The 19,570-nt window shown below is 64.4% G+C and carries 18 protein-coding genes; 17 read left to right on the forward strand and 1 reads right to left on the reverse strand.

Going from position 1 to position 19,570, the window contains the following annotated elements:
• Positions 1-31: 31 nt before the first annotated feature.
• The 9 genes from HZZ13_RS19040 to HZZ13_RS19080 are packed head-to-tail and all read left to right on the forward strand — an operon-like array spanning position 32 to position 8,761.
• Positions 32-856 (forward strand): ABC transporter substrate-binding protein, encoded by an 825-nt coding sequence (locus tag HZZ13_RS19040; protein ID WP_197961058.1) that lies wholly within the window; start codon positions 32-34, stop codon positions 854-856.
• Positions 853-1,710 (forward strand): amino acid ABC transporter permease, encoded by an 858-nt coding sequence (locus tag HZZ13_RS19045; RefSeq protein WP_197961059.1) that lies wholly within the window; start codon positions 853-855, stop codon positions 1,708-1,710. Before HZZ13_RS19040 ends, HZZ13_RS19045 begins: the two co-directional genes overlap by 4 nt.
• Complete coding sequence (locus tag HZZ13_RS19050) at positions 1,707-2,471, forward strand: amino acid ABC transporter ATP-binding protein (protein WP_197961060.1); 765 nt, start codon at positions 1,707-1,709, stop codon at positions 2,469-2,471. Before HZZ13_RS19045 ends, HZZ13_RS19050 begins: the two co-directional genes overlap by 4 nt.
• Before the next feature lie 16 nt (positions 2,472-2,487).
• Entirely contained in the window at positions 2,488-3,303 is an 816-nt protein-coding gene (locus tag HZZ13_RS19055) for an ABC transporter substrate-binding protein (protein WP_197961061.1), read from the forward strand.
• A complete protein-coding gene (locus HZZ13_RS19060; protein ID WP_197961062.1) occupies positions 3,290-4,180 on the forward strand; it encodes a polysaccharide deacetylase family protein in 891 nt (296 codons plus the stop codon). Before HZZ13_RS19055 ends, HZZ13_RS19060 begins: the two co-directional genes overlap by 14 nt.
• A gap of 20 nt (positions 4,181-4,200) precedes the next feature.
• Positions 4,201-5,784 carry an ABC transporter substrate-binding protein gene (locus HZZ13_RS19065; RefSeq protein WP_197961118.1) on the forward strand — a complete coding sequence of 528 codons (1,584 nt, stop codon included), beginning with the start codon at positions 4,201-4,203 and terminating at the stop codon, positions 5,782-5,784.
• Positions 5,781-7,154 carry an amidohydrolase family protein gene (locus HZZ13_RS19070; protein ID WP_197961063.1) on the forward strand — a complete coding sequence of 458 codons (1,374 nt, stop codon included), beginning with the start codon at positions 5,781-5,783 and terminating at the stop codon, positions 7,152-7,154. The genes HZZ13_RS19065 and HZZ13_RS19070 overlap by 4 nt, the downstream gene beginning before the upstream one ends.
• Positions 7,155-7,176: 22 nt before the next feature.
• Positions 7,177-8,103 (forward strand): N-carbamoyl-D-amino-acid hydrolase, encoded by a 927-nt coding sequence (locus tag HZZ13_RS19075; RefSeq protein ID WP_197961064.1) that lies wholly within the window; start codon positions 7,177-7,179, stop codon positions 8,101-8,103.
• A 13-nt stretch (positions 8,104-8,116) separates the two neighbouring features.
• Positions 8,117-8,761 carry a flavin reductase family protein gene (locus HZZ13_RS19080; protein WP_197961065.1) on the forward strand — a complete coding sequence of 215 codons (645 nt, stop codon included), beginning with the start codon at positions 8,117-8,119 and terminating at the stop codon, positions 8,759-8,761.
• A 16-nt stretch (positions 8,762-8,777) separates the two neighbouring features.
• On the opposite strand, the gene HZZ13_RS19085 is transcribed toward HZZ13_RS19080, so the two are convergent.
• Positions 8,778-9,440, reverse strand: coding sequence for an aspartate/glutamate racemase family protein (locus HZZ13_RS19085; protein WP_197961066.1), 663 nt, complete (start codon positions 9,438-9,440; stop codon positions 8,778-8,780).
• Positions 9,441-9,602: 162 nt separating this feature from the next.
• On the opposite strand from HZZ13_RS19085, the gene hydA reads away from it, so the two are divergent.
• The 8 genes from hydA to nikE all read left to right on the forward strand — a co-directional run bounded on the left by hydA (position 9,603) and on the right by nikE (position 19,568).
• Positions 9,603-11,072 carry a dihydropyrimidinase gene (hydA, locus tag HZZ13_RS19090; RefSeq protein WP_197961067.1) on the forward strand — a complete coding sequence of 490 codons (1,470 nt, stop codon included), beginning with the start codon at positions 9,603-9,605 and terminating at the stop codon, positions 11,070-11,072.
• 15 nt (positions 11,073-11,087) lie between these two features.
• Positions 11,088-12,062: an NAD-dependent epimerase/dehydratase family protein gene (locus HZZ13_RS19095; RefSeq protein WP_197961068.1), complete on the forward strand. Its 975-nt coding sequence runs from the start codon at positions 11,088-11,090 to the stop codon at positions 12,060-12,062.
• A 1-nt stretch (position 12,063) separates the two neighbouring features.
• Positions 12,064-12,825, forward strand: a complete 762-nt coding sequence (locus tag HZZ13_RS19100) for an SDR family oxidoreductase (protein WP_197961069.1) — start codon at positions 12,064-12,066, stop codon at positions 12,823-12,825.
• Complete coding sequence (locus tag HZZ13_RS19105) at positions 12,822-14,258, forward strand: NAD(P)-binding domain-containing protein (RefSeq protein WP_197961070.1); 1,437 nt, start codon at positions 12,822-12,824, stop codon at positions 14,256-14,258. The genes HZZ13_RS19100 and HZZ13_RS19105 overlap by 4 nt, the downstream gene beginning before the upstream one ends.
• 115 nt (positions 14,259-14,373) lie before the next feature.
• Entirely contained in the window at positions 14,374-15,993 is a 1,620-nt protein-coding gene (locus tag HZZ13_RS19110) for an ABC transporter substrate-binding protein (RefSeq protein WP_197961071.1), read from the forward strand.
• Between the two features lie 28 nt (positions 15,994-16,021).
• Positions 16,022-17,053: an ABC transporter permease gene (locus HZZ13_RS19115; RefSeq protein ID WP_197961072.1), complete on the forward strand. Its 1,032-nt coding sequence runs from the start codon at positions 16,022-16,024 to the stop codon at positions 17,051-17,053.
• The gene (locus HZZ13_RS19120) at positions 17,050-17,910 is read left to right on the forward strand and encodes an ABC transporter permease (protein ID WP_197961073.1); all 861 of its coding nucleotides are present in this window, start codon (positions 17,050-17,052) and stop codon (positions 17,908-17,910) included. Before HZZ13_RS19115 ends, HZZ13_RS19120 begins: the two co-directional genes overlap by 4 nt.
• The gene (gene nikE, locus HZZ13_RS19125) at positions 17,907-19,568 is read left to right on the forward strand and encodes a nickel ABC transporter ATP-binding protein NikE (protein WP_197961074.1); all 1,662 of its coding nucleotides are present in this window, start codon (positions 17,907-17,909) and stop codon (positions 19,566-19,568) included. Before HZZ13_RS19120 ends, nikE begins: the two co-directional genes overlap by 4 nt.
• The last annotated feature ends 2 nt before the right edge of the window (positions 19,569-19,570 follow it).

Raw genomic sequence — 19,570 nt, forward strand, 5'->3', positions numbered from 1 at the left:
GGTTGCAGCGTTGGTTGGCAAAGGAGCTGACATGACACGCCTCTCGCTTTTGCTCGGCCTTGCCGTGCTCGTCGCAGCCACTTCGGTGCAGGCAGCTGAACTGCCTGCGGAGATCAAGCAAGCCGGTACGCTGAAGCTGACGGTGAACTCGACCTATGCACCGATGGAATATCGCGATCCCGCGACCAACGAACTGGTCGGGCTCGACATCGATCTCGCGAACGAGCTTGCCAAGCGGCTTGGTGTAAAGATCGTCTGGAGCGAGACGCCGTTCGCCGAGCTCATTCCATCGCTGCAGACAAAACGCGCCGATTTCATCATCAGCGGCATTCAGGATCGCAGCTCGCGGCGCGAGACGGCGGATTTCATTGATTACCTGACGACGGGACCGCAATTCTTTGTCATGGCCGAGAATGCGGCGAAGATCGCCACCGATCTTTGCGGCAAGAAGGTCGGTACCACGCGCAGCACCGCTTTCCCGCTCGAGATCGAGAAGTGGAGCAAGCAGAATTGCGAGGCCACAGGCAAGCCAGCGATCCAGTATGTTCCGGGCGAGAACTCGATCGATGTACGGAATCAGCTCAAGCAGGGCCGCATCGATGCCGCCGTGCAGGGCAGCGAGACCTTGCCTTATGCGCAGCAGCAGGAGGCCGGCAAATATCGCGTCATCGGCGAGCAGTTGTCCACGGGCTATCAGGGCATCATGTTCCGCAAGGACGATGCCGCACTGCGCGAAGTAGTGACAGAACATCTCGCAGCGATGATCGCCGACGGCTCCTACAAGAGGATTCTCGACAAATTTGGGCTGGGTGCAAATGCGGTCGAGAAGCCCATGATGAACGCAGCGCCGCAATGAGGGCATCCCCGACCCTCGCAGACGAATTTCCTGATCTCTCGCAGATGCAGATCGCGCGGGAGATCCACTGGCGGCGGTGGCTGGCTGCGGCCGCGATCGTCGTGGTGCTTGCGGCGATCGCTCGCGCCTTTGCCAATGGCCAGATCGAATGGTCCTATGTCAGCCGTTTCCTGACCGCGAAGGTGATCCTCCAGGGCATCGTCAACACCATGGTGATGGCGGTACTCGCGATGGCACTCGGCATCGTCCTCGGCGCGGTCGCGGCGATCATGCGGCTGTCACCCAATCCGGTGCTGAAGTCGGTTGCCGCAGGTTACACTTGGCTGTTCCGCGGCACGCCGCTGATCCTGCAACTCCTCCTGTGGTTCAACCTCGCGCTGGTGTTTCCGACCATCGGTATTCCCGGCCTGTGGACGGCGCGGGCCGTTGACGTCATGACGCCGTTCCTCGCAGCGCTGCTCGGGCTCGGCATCAACCAGGGTGCCTATACGTCCGAGGTGATGCGTGCCGGCATGCTGTCGGTCGATGCCGGGCAATATGAGGCGGCGCAGGCGATCGGCATGGGGCGGCTGCGAGCGCTGCGGCGGATCATCCTGCCGCAGGCGATGCGAGTGGTGATTCCGCCGCTCGGCAATGAATTCATCGGCATGGTGAAGGCGACCTCGCTCGCCAGCGTGATCCAGTATCCCGAGGTGCTGCACAACGCCGAGAATATCTACTACGCGAATTCGCGTGTCATCGAGCTTCTGATCGTCGCCGGCTGCTGGTACCTGGTGGTGATATCGATCCTGACGCCGCTGCAGATGCTGCTCGAGCGCCATTTTGCGCGTGGAACGGCACGGGTCAACCGATGACGAAACCGCTCGTCGCGATCCGCTCCGCCAGCAAGGCCTTTGGAGAGTTCCAGGCTCTCAAGAATGTCTCGCTCGACGTGTGGCCCGGTGAGGTTCTGTGTCTGATCGGTGCGTCGGGTTCTGGCAAGACGACGCTGCTTCGCTGCATCAACCAGCTCACCGTGATCGACAGCGGCGGTATCTGGCTGGATGGCGAGATGCTCGGCGTCCGCGAGGAGGGCGGCAAGCTGCGCCGCCTCACCGAGCGGCAGATCGCGCGGCAGCGGCTGAAAACCGGCATGGTGTTCCAGCGCTTCAACCTGTTTCCGCACAAGACGGCGCTGGAGAACATCACGGAAGGACCGCTGCAGGTGCAGGGCCGCAACCCGGGCGAGGTGCGCGCCGAGGCAATCGAGCTCCTGCGGCGCGTCGGGCTTGCGACGAAAGCGGACTCCTATCCGTCGCAGCTTTCGGGCGGCCAGCAGCAGCGCGTGGCGATCGCGAGGGCGCTGGCGATGAAGCCGATGCTAATGCTGTTCGACGAACCGACCAGCGCACTCGATCCCGAGCTTGTGGGCGAGGTGCTGGCTGTTATGAAGGAGCTGGCGCGAAGCGGCATGACCATGATGGTGGTGACGCACGAGCTTGGCTTTGCCCGCGAGGTCGCCGACCGCGTCGTCTACATGGACCATGGCGCAATCGTCGAGCAGGGGCGCGCCTGCGACGTGTTGGGTGCGCCGCGCGAGGAGCGCACCAAGGCATTTCTTTCGGCAGTGATCTGACATTGGGGGTATGGTGATGAAGAGGCTTTTGGTCGTGGCGGCGTTTCTGGGCGCCATGGGCGCGTCGGCGATGGCGGCCGAATTGCCGCCTGAGATCGCAAAGCGCGGCAGCCTCAAAGTGGCGATCGTGCCGAACTATCCGCCGATGGAGTTCCGCGATCCCGCCACCAACGCGCTCTCCGGTTTCGATGTCGATCTTGGCGAGGCGATCGGCCGCAAGCTCGGCCTCAAGATCGAATGGACCGAGACCAGCTTTGCCGAATTCATGCCGTCGATCTCGACGGGGCGGGTGGATGCCATCCTGTCCGGTTTCACCGACTATGCGAGCCGGCATGAGATCGCCTCCTTTGTCGACTATTTGCGCAGCGGTCCGAAATTCTTCGTGCAGCAGTCCCGTGCGTCCGAGTTCAAGGACATGGCTGCGCTCTGCGGCAAGAAGGTCGGCGCCAGCCGCCGGACCATGTTTCCGGCAGAGATCGACAAGTGGAGCCAGAAGAATTGCGGCAGCAATCAAATCCAGTTCGTCGGCACCGACGGCTCGGCCGATGCACGCACGCAGCTCAGGCAAGGCCGCATCGATGCCGCCGTGCAGGGCAACGAGACGCTGCCCTATCTGATGGACCTCGAACCGGGCACCTATGCGCCGGTCGGAGATCCCTTCGCGACGCAGTTCACGGGCATCGCGCTGCCGGTGAAGGAGAAGGCTTTGCAGCAGGCGATGCTGGAGGCGGTCGACGCGCTGATCGCGGACGGCACCTACAAGACGCTGCTGGCGAAGTGGAAATTGAACGACAACGGCGTGGAGAAGGCGACCATCAATGCTGGACAGTAAGGCACTCCAGAGCATCCCGCTCGTCCCGGCGAACACCGCGGACCCGGCACCGAATTATCCCTGGCCGAAGCCTTGGAGGTCGGCGATGTTCCTGTCGTTCGACGTCGACGCTGAGAGCGCCTGGACCAGCAAGGACGCCATGCACGCCCAGCGCCTGATCACCATGAGCTATGGCGGCTATGAGGCGCGGGTCGGCACACCGAAATTGCTGGAGCTGCTCGATCAGCTCGACCTGAAGGCGACGTTCTTCGTCACCGGCTGGTCGGTCGATGCGCATCCGGCAATGGCCGAATCCATCCGCAAGGCCGGTCATGAGATCGGCCATCACGGTTATCATCATCTGCTGCCCGATCCCGGCGATCCCTGGATCGAGGAGGAGCTGGAGCGTGGTTTCGAGGCGTTGAAGCGGCGGCTGGGCGTCAAGCCGATCGGCTATCGTGCGCCCTATGGCGAATTTACCGAGGAGCTGCGCCGGGCGCTGGTCCGGCACGGCATCGTCTACACATCATCGTTCCGCGATGATGTGCGGCCTTACCGTCATCGGCTGGCCGACGGCAAACCCGGCACGATCGAGCTGCCGGTCACCGCGAGCTATGACGATTGGATGCACGGCCTCTCGGCGCGCTTCAGCCCGCGCTCGATCTTTCCCAAGGAGCATGTGCTCTCGATCTGGAAGGACGAGTTGGATGAGGTCCGTGACTGGGGCGCGATGGTGACCACCGTGCTGCATCCGCAATGCAGCGGCCGTCCGATGCGGCTCCGTCTGCTGCGCGAGTTCCTGACCTACGCGAAATCCTGTCCGGACCTGTGGATCACGACCGGGGAGGCGATCGCCGCGAATTTCCAGAAGCATGAAGCCGCGAGTCAGTCGCGCTGATGAGCATGGGCAAGTCTTCGATGCAGTTCTCCCGCCGGTCGCTGCTTCGTGCGGCCGCTATGGCGCCTGCCTTTTCCTTGCCGGGCATCGTGCGCGCGCAATCGCAGACCACGCTGCGCTTCATCCCGGTGATCGATCTGGCTTTCCTCGATCCGATCTATTCCACCGCGCAGGTGTCGCGCAACCACGGCTTCATGGTCTACGACACGCTCTATGGCATGAATGCGGCGCTGGAAGTCTCGCCGCAGATGGTGTCGGGCCATGTCGTCTCCAATGACGCCAAGCAGTGGGACCTGACGCTGCGCGACGGGCTTTTCTGGCATGACGGCGAGCGGGTGCTGGCGCGTGACTGCGTCGCGAGCATCCGCCGCTGGGCCTCGCGCGACGGGTTCGGCGGCGAATTGATGGCGGCGACCGAAGAGTTGTCTGCGCCGGATGACCGTACCATCCGCTTCCGCTTGCGGCGGCCGTTCCCGCTGCTGCCGCAGGCGCTCGGCAAGGCCGCCGTGCATGCCGCTTTCATGATGCCCGAGCGGTTTGCGAGCCAGGATCCGCTCAAGCCGATCACCGAAGTGATCGGCAGCGGGCCATTCCGCTTCATCGCGGATGAGCGCGTGCCCGGCGTACGCAACGCCTATGCCCGGTTCGAGCGCTATCAACCTCGCCAGGACGGCAAGCCGGATTGGACCGCCGGTCCCAAGATCGTGCACTATGACCGCGTCGTGTGGACCACGACGCCGGACCCGGGGACCGCCGTAGCGGCCCTCCAGACTGGCGAGCAGGATTGGCAGGAAACCACGCCGCACGACTTGCTGCCCGTGCTGAAGCAGTCCGATGAGGTCGAAACGCGTGTGCTCGATCCCCGCGGCTATGCGTGCATGCTCCGCGTCAGTCACCTGCAGCCGCCGTTCGACAATCCGGCGGTCCGCCGCGCGCTGCTCGGTGCAATCGATCAAGCCGACTTCATGACCGCGGTCGCGGGCGGAGATCCGGCGTACCAGCTCTCGCCGATCGGCTATTTCGCGCCGGGAACGCCGATGGCCAATGACATCGGGCTCGACGTCTTCCGCGGCCCGCGCGATATGGCTAAGGTGAAGGCCGATCTGGCGGCGGCTGGCTACAATGGTGAGAAGGTCGTGCTGCTGTCGCCGGGCAATTCGGCCGCGCAAAAGCCGCTCGGACAGGTTGCGGCCGACATGCTGCGGAGGGCCGGGATGAACGTCGACCATCAGGCGCTCGACTTCGCAGTCGTGCTGCAGCGTCAGCTCAAGAAGGATCCAATCGACAAGGGCGGCTGGAGCGCTGCCGTCGGTAATTGGCAAGGCATCGACTGGCTCAACCCGGCTGGCAACACCAACCTGCGCGGCGAAGGGAAGGTCGCCGGATGGTACAGCAGCGAGAGAATGGGCGGCCTGCGCGGTCAGTGGCTCACGGCGTCGTCGCTCGAAGAGCAGCAGCGGATCTGCCGCGAGATCCAGGCGCTGGCGTTTGACGAGATCCCGTATTTTCCGATTGGCCTGTACAAGCAGCCGACCGCCTACCGCAAGAGCATCACCGGCATCCTCGACGGCACCGCGGTCTTCTGGAATGTGCGTCCATCATGAGCAGCATCGCGATCTTCGGCAGCTATGTACTATCTCGCCGCGACGGCGCGCAGGATGTGCTGCGCGATCACTGGGTGCTGATCGAGGGCAAGACGATCGCGGCGGTCACCAAGGACAAGCCGTTCGCCGCTGAGGTTCATGATCGTCCCGGCCGCTTCATCCTGCCGGGCCTGATGAACCTGCATAACCACTGCTTCAGCGAGGCGGTGGCGCGCAGCCACACCGAGGACGGCAATGGCCGGCGCAACAATCAGAGCATCGTCTATACGGTGCTGCTACCGCTGACGAAGCGCGGCGCCGATCTGCTTTCGGCCGAGGAGCGCCTTGCGGTCGCGCGGCTCGGCATTCTGCAGTTACTCAAGGGCGGGGCGGCCACGGTGATGGAGCCGTTCCGCAACACCATCCCTGAAATGTTCGACGCCGCCGAGGAGATGGGCATCCGCTTCTATGGCGCGCCCTATCTGTTCTCGACCTCGGACGCCAAGGCCGGCCCGGACGGCGTGATCAGATATGCCGGCGACGACGGCGCGGCAGACTTGGCCACCTGGAACGCGCTCTATCAGCGCTGGAATGGTTGCGGCGACGGCCGGATTGGCCTTGCGATGAGCCCGCATGCGACCGACACCTGCGGGCCTGACCTGCTCAAGGCGTGCGCGGCGCGCGCCCGCGAGCTCGGCGTGCCCATCACCACCCATCTGGCGCAGAGCCGGGCCGAGGTGGAAACGATTGGCAAGCGTTATGACGGCCGCACGCCTGCTGAATATCTCGATTGGCTGGGCCTGCTGGCTCCCGATCTCCTCGCAGCGCATTGCGTCGCGAGCTCCGACAGCGATCTGAAGCTGATGGCGGCGCGCGGCGCCGCGGTGTTGAATTGCCCGCGGGTGTTCGCCCGATCCGGCGTCACGGCGGCATTCGGCCGGTTTGCCGAACATGGCGTGCGCACCGTGGTCGGCACCGACGGTTACAACATGGACCTGCTCGGCGAGCTCAACGCGGCCTCGATGATCTCGAAACTTGCGCTGCAACGCGCCGAGGTCGCGAGCGCCCCTGACTTGATCGAGGCGGTGACCGCGACCACTGCCTTGCTGGTGAAGCGTCCGGATCTCGGGGCGATTGCGCCCGGCGCAACGGCCGATCTGACCATCATTGACATGACCCATCCGCACCTGCAGCCGCTGTTCGATCCGCGCCGCGCGCTGGTCGCGCTCGGCAACCGCGCAAATGTCGATCAGGTCATCGTCGATGGGCGGGTGCTGATCGATTCCGGCCGTTACGTTCATGGCGATGAAGCTGCCATCACCTCGGCGGGGACCGCTGCGATCGGCAAGATCTGGGATCTGCCGGAAGCGCAGGCGGCGTTTGCCGGCTGAGTTTGCAAGGAGAGCAACGACTATGCGCATGATCAACGTCGCCGCAGCCCAGACGGGCCCAATCCAGCGCGCGGAGGGGCGCGATGTCGTGGTCAGGCGCATGCTCGCGCTGATGGACGAAGCCAAGGCGAAAGGTGCCGACCTGATCGTCTATCCCGAGCTCGCGCTGACCACCTTCTTCCCGCGCTGGTACATGGAGAACCGCGCCGATGCCGATGGCTGGTTCGAGCGCGAGATGCCCAACGATGCTGTGCGGCCGCTGTTCGAGCGCGCGGCCCGCCACGAGATGGCGATGAGCTTTGGCTATGCCGAACTGACGCCGGATGGCCATCATTTCAACACCGCGATCCTCACCGACCGCAGCGGCAATATCGTTGGTAAGTACCGCAAGATCCATTTGCCCGGCCATGCCGAGTTCGATCCGGAACGTACGCACCAGCATCTGGAGAAACGCTATTTCGAGCCGGGCGATCTCGGCTTTCCGGTCTGGCGCAATCTCGGCGGCATCATGGGCATGGCCGTCTGCAACGACCGCCGCTGGCCGGAAACCTACCGCGTGATGGGGCTGCAGGGCGTCGAGATGGTGCTGATCGGATACAATACACCATCGGTCAACGCGCAGAAGGCCGACGAAGGGCCGGAGAAGCGGCTGTTCCACAACCGTCTCTCGGCGCAGGCCGGTGCCTATCAGAACTCCTGCTGGGTGATCGCGGTCGCCAAGGCCGGCAATGAGGACGGCCATCCCCTGATCGGCGGTAGCCTCATCGTCAATCCCGACGGCGAGATCGTCGCCGAAGCCAAGACCGAGGATGACGAGCTGCTGGTGCATCCTTGCGATCTCGACGCCACCGCGTTCGGCAAGCAGACCATCTTCAATTTCGCAGCTCACCGTCGCACCGAGCATTATGGCCTGATCACCAGCCGTACCGGCGCGATCCCGCCGCCGTGAAGGACGTGGTGCGATGACGAGCCTTTCCTTTCGCGACCTTGCGCCTCGGGACCGCTACAAGCTGCTGTGCGGCGTGGTGGTGCCGCGGCCGATCGCGCTCGTCACGACCATGGACGAGAACGGTGCGCTGAACGCGGCGCCGTTCAGCTTCTTCAACGTGTTCTCCGAGGACCCGCCGTTGATCGTGCTCGGCCTTCAGCATCATCCTGACGGCCGGTTCAAGGACACCACGCGCAACATCCACCGCACCGGTGAATTCGTCGTGCATATGGTGGACGAGGCGCTGGCGAAAGTGATGAACGACTGCGCGGTGGACTTCCCCTCCGGCGAGAGCGAGGTTGCGGCCGTGGGGCTGACGTCGGAGGCCAGCGCCGAGGTCAAGGTGCCGCGGCTGGCCGCAGCGCCCTTCGCGCTGGAATGCCGGCGTCAGGTCTCGCTCGCATTTGGTCCAGGCCGCGAGTTGTTGGTTGGCGAGGTCTTGCATCTGCATGCGCGCGAAGGGTTGCTTGATCCGGCGCGCATGTATGTTGACATGGCGACCTATCAGCCGATCGGACGGCTGTTCGGCAATCTCTATTCGACCCAGCGCGACATGTTCGCGATGGATCGCGAGAGCTATGACGATTGGCAGGCGAGGCGGGCGCGTGAAGCACCCTAGGCCGCCAACCACCGCGTCACGACGCGCCGAATTGCACGGCGCCCAGCGCCATGGTCACGGCGGCCTGGGTCGGATCGATCACGGGAATGCCGAGCGCGTCCTCGAGCGGCTTGCGATGACGCGCCATGCCCGCGCAGCCCATCACGACGGCGCCGGCACCATCTTCTTCTTTCAGGGCGCGGCCGACTGTGATCATCTTGGCGAGCGTGCCTTCGCCCGATGCGGTTTCCGCCACGCTCATGTCGAGCGGACGCTCGCCGGCCAGCCGATCCATCAGGCCCATCTGGCGCAGATAGCGCATGTGCCGGCGGATCGAGCGCTGCGCGATCGCGATCACGCCAAAGGTCTCGGCGCGGGTCAGCGCGGTCAGCACGCCGCATTCGGCAATGCCCAGCACCGGTCGCGTGGTGGCTTCGCGGCAGACATGCAGGCCGGGATCGCTGTAGCAGGCGATCACGAAGGCCGCCGACTCGTTGTCGCCGGCAACGGTGCGCCGCAGCGGCATCACCACGCTTTCGGCGTCGGCCTGGCTCTCGATGCCGTAGGGTCCCTCAGTCAGGGTCTCGCACACGATCTCTGGACCGTCGGCAAACGACAGCCGCTTCAACGCCTCGGCCAGGCCGGCGGTGACCACGGGGTTGGAGTTCGGGTTGATGACCATGATGCGCGGTCGGGGCATGGGAGGTTCCTGTTTGGGCAGTGTTGACGGTGCGAAGCTTGACGATGCGAAACAGAGGCAATCACTATGCCATGGACAGCATGAAGCGGTCATGCGCAGGGCGCAAGGGCGCGCCGTAGAGGTGCGCGCCGGACGACAACAGTTACGCAAGGAGACATCGTCATGACCGAACCCGCCTATGACCTGATCATCCGTGGCGGGCGCGTCGCCACGACCACCGACGTGTTCGAGGCCGACGTGGCGATCGCAGGTGAGACCATCGTTGCGATGGGGCGCGTACTCGGTCCGGCCAAGCGCGAGATCGATGCGCGCGGCAAGCTCGTGCTGCCCGGCGGCGTCGACAGCCACTGTCACATCGAGCAGTTGTCCGCTGCCGGCATCATGAATGCGGACACCTTCGAGAGTGCCACGACGTCGGCGGCCTTCGGCGGCACGACCTCGGTCATCTCCTTTGCCGCGCAGCATGTCGGCATGCAATTGGGGCAGGTTCTGGAGGATTATCACGCACTCGCGCGAAATGGCGCGGTGATCGACTACGCCTTCCACATGATCATCGCCGATCCGACCAAGGAAGCGCTTGAGCGCGACCTTCCGGCGCTGATCCGCCAGGGCCATGGCTCGATCAAGATCTTCATGACCTATGACCGGCTGAAGATCGATGACGAGCCGCTGCTTGATATCCTCATCGCCGCGCGCGAGGGCGGCGCGATGCTGTGCGCCCATGCGGAAAATCACGGCATCATCTCCTGGATGGTGAAGCGGCTGCTCGCGCGCGGTTACACTCATCCGAAATATCACGCGATCAGCCATGCGCGCTTTTCGGAAGCAGAGGCGTTCAACCGCCTGATCGGCATGGCGGCCCTCGTCGACCAGCCGATCATGATCTTCCACGTCTCGACCGCCGAGGGCGCGCAGACGATCCGCGATGCCCGCGGGCAGGGGTTGAAAGTGTTTGCCGAGACCTGCCCGCAATATCTGTTCCTCACCGCCGACGATCTCGACAAGCCGGGCGCGGAAGGCGCAAAATGGATGTGCAGCCCGCCACCGCGCCGCAAGGACGACCAGGAGGCGCTGTGGAGGGCGTTATCGCTCGGCGATCTGCAAACCATCTCTTCCGATCATGCGCCGTATCGCTTCGACGAGACCGGCAAGCTTCGCGCCGGGCCGAACCCGAACTTCAAGCAGGTGGCCAACGGCCTGCCGGGCCTCGAGATGCGGCTGCCGCTGCTGTTCGATGCGATGGTCTCCAAGGGACGGCTTGGCCTCGAGAAATTCGTCGAACTGACTGCGACCGCGCCGGCCAAGATCTACAATCTGCATCCGCGCAAGGGATCGATCGCGGTCGGCGCCGATGCCGACATCGCGATCTGGGATCCCGATCGCCGCGTCACCGTCACCGACGCGATGATGCATGATCTGGCCGGCTACACGCCGTTCGCCGGCCGTTCGCTGCAGGGCTGGCCGGAGACTGTGCTCTCCCGCGGCCGCGTCATCGTCGAAAGCGGCAAGCTGAATGCCTCGCCGGGCTCCGGCCGCTTCCTGGCCCGCAGCGGCGGCGAGGCGGCGAAACCGACCGGTCGATTGGTCTCGGACATGAACCCGGAGCAGAATTTTGGCGCCAAGCTGTTGTGATCGAGGCGAGCCACGATGCGTGTCGTGATTTTTGGCGGCACCGGTTTTGTCGGCGTGAATCTCGCGAGCGCGCTGCTGGCGCGCGGCCATCGCGTGATGCTGTATGATCGCAAGCAATTGCCTGAGGCAGCCCATAGGTCGCTGGTCGATCATGGGGAGCGGTTTAGTGTTGTCCAGGGCGAGATCACGGACAGCGACAGGATCGAAGCCTTGATCGCCCAAGGCTGTGACTCGATCGTGCTGGGTGCCGCTATCACGGCTGGCGAACGTCTTGAGAGAGCTGCAAGCTCAAGCATCCTCGAGATCAACGTGATGGCTCAATTGCCGATCTTGACTTTGGCGATTCGCCATAGGGTGCACCGGGTGGTCAATCTATCCTCCGCGGCTGCCTATGGCGCCGCGGGTCAGCGATATCAGCTGTTGGATGAGGAAACGCCCTGTGAGCCGCTGTCGCTGTATGCGCTGAGCAAGTTTGCATCGGAACGTGTGGTGGCTCGGTATGCCGAGCTTTGGGGAGGCGATTTCATCAGCGTGCGACTGAGTGCGGTGTTTGGCCCTTGGGAGCGGATCGGCAAGGTACGTGACACGCCTAGTTTGCAGTTTCAAATCCTCGCCGAGTTCGATCGTGGCGCCCCGGCAATCCTGCCGACTCCAGGCTTCAAGGACTGGATCTATGCGATCGACGTTGCCGAAGCCGTGGCCCTGCTGCTCGAAGCCGAGCGCCCGCGATACCGGCTCTACAATATTTCGAGCGGAACATCGTGGTCTGCTTTGCAATGGGGGGAAGCATTCGCACGCCTCCATCCGCCATTGCAGTGCCGGTTGGCGGTGCCTGAAGAGAAGACCTTCATTGAGCAGCATGGACCAGATCGTGCGCCTCTCTCGGTTGAGCGGATGGCAAGTGAGTTTGGCTGGCGGGCCCGGTTTGGCTGCACTGAGTCCGCGTCTGACATGAGCGTTTGGTGGGCGCAGCACCGGGAAGGGGCATGACATGCGGTTGAATGGGCGGACCGCCATCATCACAGGCGGCGCTTCCGGCATCGGCCGGGCCAGTGCTGTCCTGTTCGCCCGCGAAGGCGCTTTCGTAGCACTGGTCGATCGCGATGCGGATGGTGCGGCCGAAACCCTGGCGATGGTCCGCGAGATTGGCGGGAGCGGCAGCGTTCATGTCGGCGATGTCGGGGATGCAGTCATTGCAGCTGCCACGGTCGACGGTGTGGTCAGGGATCGCGGCCAGCTCGACGTGTTGATGACAGCGGCGGGTTTTTCCTGCGGAGGCACGGTCGTCACCACCGATCCTTCGGATTGGGACGCGGTATTCCGTGCCAATGTCGGCGGCACCTGGTTGTGGGCGCGCGCGGCGGTCCCGATCATGCAGCGGCAAGGCAAGGGCGCCATCATCACGCTGGCGTCGCAGCTGGCGATCGCTGGCGGCAAAGGCAACAGCGCCTATATTGCGGCCAAGGGCGCCATCGTCAGCCTGACCCGCACCATGGCCATCGATTTCGCGACCGATGGCATCCGTGTCAACGCGTTGGCGCCCGGCGCGATCGACACGCCGCTGCTGCGCCGCAGTTTTGCGCGCCATGCCGATCCCGAGCCGGTGCGCGAGGCCTCGCGGCAGCGTCATGCCATGAAGCGATTCGGCCGCGCCGAGGAGGTGGCGGCGGCCGCGCTCTATCTCGCCGGTGACGATTCCTCCTTCGTCACCGGCACGGTGCTTCCAGTCGATGGCGGGTGGCTTGCGGCATGAGTGATGGCCTTGCAGCACTTGCAGTTCAGGTCCGCGCCGATCTTGCCAAGACGGCGCATCCGGGCATGCCCTGGCTGACGCCGATGACGGCTCCCGATGGCAGCCGCGCTCTGGACGTGCTCATTGTTGGGGCTGGTCAATCCGGACTTGCGACGGCTTTCGGCCTGCAGCGCTCGCAGGTCACCAACATCCTCGTGCTCGACAAGGCGGATGAGGATTGCGAAGGCCCATGGCTGACCTATGCGCGGATGCCGACCCTGCGCAGTCCGAAGGACTACACCGGCCCTGATCTCGACCTGCCGAGCCTGACCTATCAGGCCTGGCACGAGGCCAAATTCGGAATGGAGAGCTGGCGCGATCTTGGTCTGATCCCGCGCGAATATTGGGCGGCCTATCTGTCGTGGTATCGCAAGGTGCTCGGTTTACCGGTGCGCAACGGCTGCGAGGTGACCGATATCGCACCTGAGGCCAACGGCCTACTGCGGGCAACAGTGAGCACTGCTCATAGCGAGGAGGTGCTTTACGCCCGCAAGATCGTGCTCGCGACGGGACAGGAAGGCATGGGCGATTGGAGCATTCCCGAACCAATGCGGCATCTGCCAACGTCGCGATGCGTCACCTGCGCGGCGCCGATAGATTTTACCGCGCTACGCGGCAAGCGCGTCGCGGTGATTGGCGCGGGCGCCTCGGCCTTCGATAACGCAGGGATGGCACTCGAGGCAGGTGCGGGCGCCGTGCATTTGCTGTGCCGGCGCGCTGCGATCCAGCTGGTGCAGCCCTATCGATGGCTGACCTTCCGCGGCTTCCTCAGGCATTTTTCCGAACTCGACGATTCCTGGCGCTGGCGCTTCATGCGCGCGGTGCTCGAGCTGCGCGAGGGATTTCCGCAAGCCACATATGATCGCTGCGCGCGGCACGCGACGTTCCATCTGCACGAGGGCGCACCTGTCGAGGGAGCGCGGGAGACTCTTGACGGCGTGCTGCTGCGCACGCCACGTGGCGAGATCGCGGTCGATTTCGTCATCTGCGCCACCGGCGTCACGATGGACTTTGCCGGTCGCCCCGAGCTGAAGCGATGCGCCGATAACATCGCGCGCTGGGCCGACTGCTACACGCCGCCGGCGCAGGAACAGAGCCCGCGCCTTGGCGCCTTTCCTTATTTGTCGGACGACTATGCTTTCTGCGAGCGCGCGGTTGGACGAACACCGTGGATCTCCGGCATTCACCTGTTCGCCATCGCCTCGACCATGAGCTTTGGTCCGTCCGGCTCCTCGATCAATGCGATGACGACGGCGGTGCCGAAGCTGGTCCACGGCCTCACGCGCGACCTGTTCCGCGCCGATATCGACAGGCACTGGGCGGCATTCCAGGCCTATGATGTCCCTCAAGCTGTGATCCGGCGCGCGCCCGCGGCGGCGGAGGGGAGCGCGTGATGCCGGCGAGCGCATATGCATTCCACTGCGACGAAGGAGCATGCCAAACTGCCTGTTTCTGGCACATGATTTGCTGCCATTTCGGGCGTGCGCGGCCTAACAAAGGACAGAGGCGATGTACCCCGTGATTTCCAGGCATCTGATTTCGGCGTCCGCCGTTCTTCTTTCAGCGACATTGATTGCGCCCGCGGCCCGTGCGCAGAGCCGCGCTGAGACCTTGCGCTACGTGACGGCGGCAACGGTCAACACGCTCGATCCCAACATTCCCGGCTCGACCCGCGAAGCCTTCGCGCTCAGCATGAGCAGCTATGACCGGCTGGTGTCGTTCGGCCGCAAACAGCTCAACGGCAAATGGGTGTTCGATCTCGATACCATCAACGGCGAGCTCGCGGAGTCCTTCAGCGTCAGCCCCGATGGCCTGAAGCTCACCTTCAAGCTTCGTCCCGACGCCAAGTTCCACGACGGCTCGCCGGTTACTGCAGAAGACGTGAAGTGGTCGCTCGACCGCTGCGTCACCGCGCCGGTACTCGGCAAGGCGCAATTGCTGACGGGATCGTTGACCAGCGCCGACCAGTTCAAGGTGATCGATCCACTGACCCTTGAAGTGACATTGCCGCGGCCCGACAAGCTGGCACTGCCGAACCTTGCGACCGTCTATCCCATCATCATCAATTCCAAGCTTGCCAAATCGCATGCGACGCCTGAGGATCCATGGGCGCTGAGCTGGCTGAAGGAGAACGAGGCGGGCAGCGGCGCCTATATCGTCGAAACCTTCAAGCCCGGCGAGCAGGCGATCGCCAAGCGCAACGAGGCCTGGAATCGCGGCTCGCCGGACAAGCCGGCGTCCTTCAAGCGGCTGATCATCCAGTCGGTACCGGAGCCGGCGACGCGCGCCAATCTGGTCGAGCGCGGCGACGCGGACCTCGTGATCGACCTGCAGGCCAGCGACGTCCAGGCGCTGGAGGCCAAAGGCAAGCTGAAGGTGATTTCGACGCCGCAATACAATGCGGTGACCTTCATCTCGATGAACAACAAGATCCCGCCGTTCGACAACGTCAACGTCCGCCGGGCGATCGCCGCGGCGTTACCCTATGATGACATGTTCAAGGCGGCGCTGTTCGGCCGCGGCGCGCCGCTGTTCGGTGCCAGCTGGGCCGACGGTACGCCGCCGAGCGGCGGCTATCCGATCCCGCAACCGGTCAAGCTCGATCTGGAGAAGGCGCGGGCCTATCTGAAGGAAGCTGGCATGCCCGAAGGTTTCGCCACGACCTTCAGCTTCAACGTCGGTCAGGCCGCGACTGCCGAACCGATGGCCGCCCTGGTCAAGGAATCGCTGGAGAAGATCGGCATCAAGGTCGACATCCAGAAGCTACCGGATGCGCAGATGTCGAGCTCGATCAACGAGAAGAAGCTGCCCTTCTTCACCGAAGGCATCGTCGCCTGGCTGCCGTCGACCGATTATTTCTACCGCAACTTCTACACCGGCAATCAGCGCTGGAACTATTCCTCCACGGACAATGCCGAACTGGAGAAGATCGCGCAGGCAGCGCGCTTCGAGCCGGACAAGGCGAAGTACGAGGCGAAGGGCAAGGAGCTCAACGCCATCCATTTCGAGCAGATGTTCCAGGTCCCGCTCTGGCAGCCGGCGCAGGACGCAGTGATGGCCGCCAATCTCGACGGCTATGTCTATCAATTCACCCGCCAGGTGGATTATCGTAACCTGAGCCGCAAATAGCAGCGGAGCCGGGAGCGCGGCGAAGAGCATGGGCACGATCGGTGCAACTTTGATCCGGGCCGGGCGGCGGTTTCTCTCGTCGCTGCCGGCGCTGTTCGGCGTGCTGGTCTTCACTTTCCTCTTGATGCGGGTGCTGCCAGGCGATCCCGCCGTGTTCTTTGCCTCCGGTCCGAGTGCCGGCAACGAGGAGATCGAGGTCGTCCGCAAGCAGCTCGGGCTGGATCGGTCGCTGCCGGAGCAGCTCGTCATCTATCTCCACGATGTCGGCCGCGGCAATCTCGGCCGTTCCATGATGACCGGGCAGCCGGTCGCCAAGGACCTGCGGCAGCGGCTGCCGGCCTCGCTCGAGCTGACGCTGACCGCGCTCGTGATCGCGCTGATCGCGGCGGTGCCGCTCGGCGTGCTGGCCGCGCTGCGGCCGAACTCGCTGATCGATCATAGCGTACGGCTGTTCTGCTCGCTCGGCGTCTGCGTGCCGACCTTCGTCTCCGGACTGTTGCTGATCTACGTCTTCTACTATCTGCTGGGTCTTGCCCCCGATCCGACCGGACGGATCGACGTCTTCGCCTCGGTGCCGCCGGCGCGCACCGGCTTCCTGATGGTGGATTTCCTGCTCGCGGGTGACGTCGAGGGTTGGTGGGCCGCGGCGCGTCAGTTGATGCTGCCTGCCTTCACGATGGCGCTGTTCGTGATCGCGCCGCTCGCCCGCATCACCCGTGCCTCGATGCTGGTGTCGCTCGGCAGCGATTTCGTGCGTACCGCGCGCTCGGTCGGCCTGTCGCGCTGGCAGATCGTGGTGACCTATGCGCTGCGGAATGCAATCCTGCCCGTGATCACCATCGCCGGCATCGTGTTCTCGACCATGCTCGGTGCCAACGTGCTGGTCGAGAAAGTGTTCTCCTGGCCGGGCGTTGCGTCCTACGCGCTCGATGCGCTGCTGGTCTCCGACTATGCCCCGGTGCAGGGCTTCGTGCTGCTGATGGCCAGCATCTTCGTCGCGGTCAATCTCCTGGTCGATGTGCTCTACGGCATCGCCGATCCCAGGGCGACGGTCGCATGAGCCTGACAGCAACATCGTCGGGGCTGCGTCACACCGTGTGGGTGCTGCGCGGTAACCTCGTTACCGCGATTGCCGCCGCAGCGGCGATATTGCTGGCGCTGGTCGCGATCTTCGGCCCCATGCTGGTGCCTTATGATCCCGTCGCTTCGGACGTGCCGCGGGCGCTGCAGCCGCCGAGCGCACTCCACTGGGCCGGCACCGACCAGCTCGGCCGCGATGTCTTCAGCCGATTGGTCGTCGCCACGCGGCTCGATCTCGCCATCGCCGTTACGGCCGTCAGCGTGTCCTTCGTGATCGGCGCGGTGATCGGCTCGCTCTGCGGCTATGTCGGCGGCAAGCTCGATCGCGCGGTCGGCCGGTTCGTCGACGTGCTGATGGCCTTTCCGCTGTTCGTGCTCGCCATGGCCATGGTCGCAGCGCTCGGCAACCGGGTCGAGAATATCGTCATCGCGACCGCGATTATCAATCTGCCGTTCTACATCCGCTTCGCGCGCGCGGAGGTCAATATCCGCCGCAACCTCGGTTGGGTGGAAGCGGCGCGCGCCTGCGGCGATGGGCATGTCTCCGTCGTGCTGCGCTTCCTGCTACCCAACGTGCTGCCGGCGATGGCGGTGCAGATGTCGCTCAATCTCGGCTGGGCGATCCTGAATGCCGCGGGCCTCTCCTTCATCGGCCTGGGCGTCAAGCCGCCGACGCCGGAATGGGGCATCATGGTCGCCGAGGGCGCGCGCTTCATCTCGACGGGCAGGTGGTGGCTGGTGTCGTTTCCGGGGCTGGCCCTGATGCTGGCCGTGCTCTGCTTCAACCTGCTCGGCGACGGGTTGCGCGATATCCTCGATCCGCGCATGCGCACATGATGTCGCCACTGCTCGAAATCGACAATCTCGGCGTGACGTTCTCGACCCGGCGCGGGCTCGTCGAGGCGGTGCGGGGCGTCTCGCTGTCGCTCCAGCCGGGTGAAATGCTGGGCCTCGTCGGCGAGAGTGGGTCCGGCAAATCAGTCACCGGCTTCGCGGTCACCGGCCTGCTCGACAAACCGGGTCGCATCACCGCCGGTCGTGTCAAGTTCAGAGGCCAGGACATTACGCGCGCGTCGGGGGCGGAGCTGCGCAACCTGCACGGCGCCAACATGGCGATGATCTTCCAGAATCCGCGCGCCGCGCTCAATCCGATCCGCACCGTCGGTGCCCAGATCGCCGATGCCGTCCTTTCGCATCGGCGGCTCTCGAAGCAGGAGGCGCGGGCCGAGGCGCTGAAGTTGCTGCGCGCGGTGCAAATCCGCGATCCCGACCGGCGGCTGGATGCCTATCCGCACGAGCTCTCCGGCGGCATGTGCCAGCGCGTGATGATCGCGATCGCGATCTCCTGTAATCCATCACTTCTGATTGCCGACGAGCCGACCACCGGCCTCGATGTGACGACACAAAAGGTGGTCATGGACCTCCTGGCGCGCATCGTCGCCGAACGGGGCATGACGACAATCCTCATCACCCACGACCTTGGTCTTGCGGCACATTATTGTCGGCGCGTGGTGGTGATGGAGCAGGGGCGGCTCGTGGAAGAAGGCGCGCCGCAGACATTGTTTCGGGCGCCGCAGCACGCCTATACCAAGCGACTGGTGGCATCGTCGCCGACCGCGACATCGCGTGTCGGCGATCTCGTGCCGGCCGACGAAGCTCTGCCGGTTGTCGAGGTGAAGGAGCGGCCGACGCCCGCGCCGGGCACGCCGCCGCTGCTCGACGTCCAGCACGTCGTCAAGCGTTTTGACGATGGCGCCGCTGCGGTAGCGGATTTCTCGATGACCATGGCGGCGGGCGAGAGCGTCGGCCTGGTCGGGGAGTCCGGCTCCGGCAAGAGCACCACCGCCCGCATGATCTGCCGGCTGATCGATCCGAGCGCAGGCGATATCCTGTTCGACGGCTATTCGATCGCAAAGCTGCCGGCGCGTGATTTTCATCGCTCGCCGCTACGCAAGGAAATCCAGATCGTCTTTCAGGATCCGCACGAGAGCCTCAATCCGCGCTTTACCGCGTTCGACTGCATTGCTCATCCGCTGCTGAGGCTCACCGGCCTGCGCCCCGGCGACGCGCTGCGTTCCCGGGTCGAGGAGTGCGCGGACCGCGTCGGCCTGCCGCGTGAGTTGTTGTCACGCTTCCCGCATCAATTGTCGGGTGGCCAGAAGGCGCGCATCGGCATCGCCCGCGCCATTGCGTGTCGGCCGCGTTTGCTGGTGCTTGACGAGCCCACTGCGGCGCTCGATGTCTCGGTGCAGGCCGTAGTGCTGCAGCTGCTCGACCGGCTTCGGCGGGAGGACAATCTCGCCTTCCTGTTCGTCAGTCACGACCTCAACGTGGTGCGCATGATGTGCAGCCGGACCATCGTGCTGCGCGCCGGTGGCATCGTCGAGCAGGGTGAGAGCCTCGCTCTGTTTGCCAATCCGCAGACGGATTACACGCGCGAGCTGGTCGAAGCTATCCCACACATTGGTTCGCCTGCTTCGCTTCTGCCCGCCTGATT

Source organism: Bradyrhizobium agreste (assembly GCF_016031625.1).
Lineage (GTDB): Bacteria > Pseudomonadota > Alphaproteobacteria > Rhizobiales > Xanthobacteraceae > Bradyrhizobium > Bradyrhizobium agreste.

Coding starts and splice junctions, on each gene's coding strand:
- HZZ13_RS19040 (WP_197961058.1), top strand. CDS start 32: ATGACACGCCTCTCGCTTTTGCTCGGCCTTGCCGTGCTCGTCGCAGCC.
- HZZ13_RS19045 (WP_197961059.1), top strand. CDS start 853: ATGAGGGCATCCCCGACCCTCGCAGACGAATTTCCTGATCTCTCGCAG.
- HZZ13_RS19050 (WP_197961060.1), top strand. CDS start 1,707: ATGACGAAACCGCTCGTCGCGATCCGCTCCGCCAGCAAGGCCTTTGGA.
- HZZ13_RS19055 (WP_197961061.1), top strand. CDS start 2,488: ATGAAGAGGCTTTTGGTCGTGGCGGCGTTTCTGGGCGCCATGGGCGCG.
- HZZ13_RS19060 (WP_197961062.1), top strand. CDS start 3,290: ATGCTGGACAGTAAGGCACTCCAGAGCATCCCGCTCGTCCCGGCGAAC.
- HZZ13_RS19065 (WP_197961118.1), top strand. CDS start 4,201: ATGCAGTTCTCCCGCCGGTCGCTGCTTCGTGCGGCCGCTATGGCGCCT.
- HZZ13_RS19070 (WP_197961063.1), top strand. CDS start 5,781: ATGAGCAGCATCGCGATCTTCGGCAGCTATGTACTATCTCGCCGCGAC.
- HZZ13_RS19075 (WP_197961064.1), top strand. CDS start 7,177: ATGCGCATGATCAACGTCGCCGCAGCCCAGACGGGCCCAATCCAGCGC.
- HZZ13_RS19080 (WP_197961065.1), top strand. CDS start 8,117: ATGACGAGCCTTTCCTTTCGCGACCTTGCGCCTCGGGACCGCTACAAG.
- HZZ13_RS19085 (WP_197961066.1), bottom strand. CDS start 9,440: ATGCCCCGACCGCGCATCATGGTCATCAACCCGAACTCCAACCCCGTG.
- hydA (WP_197961067.1), top strand. CDS start 9,603: ATGACCGAACCCGCCTATGACCTGATCATCCGTGGCGGGCGCGTCGCC.
- HZZ13_RS19095 (WP_197961068.1), top strand. CDS start 11,088: ATGCGTGTCGTGATTTTTGGCGGCACCGGTTTTGTCGGCGTGAATCTC.
- HZZ13_RS19100 (WP_197961069.1), top strand. CDS start 12,064: ATGCGGTTGAATGGGCGGACCGCCATCATCACAGGCGGCGCTTCCGGC.
- HZZ13_RS19105 (WP_197961070.1), top strand. CDS start 12,822: ATGAGTGATGGCCTTGCAGCACTTGCAGTTCAGGTCCGCGCCGATCTT.
- HZZ13_RS19110 (WP_197961071.1), top strand. CDS start 14,374: ATGTACCCCGTGATTTCCAGGCATCTGATTTCGGCGTCCGCCGTTCTT.
- HZZ13_RS19115 (WP_197961072.1), top strand. CDS start 16,022: ATGGGCACGATCGGTGCAACTTTGATCCGGGCCGGGCGGCGGTTTCTC.
- HZZ13_RS19120 (WP_197961073.1), top strand. CDS start 17,050: ATGAGCCTGACAGCAACATCGTCGGGGCTGCGTCACACCGTGTGGGTG.
- nikE (WP_197961074.1), top strand. CDS start 17,907: ATGATGTCGCCACTGCTCGAAATCGACAATCTCGGCGTGACGTTCTCG.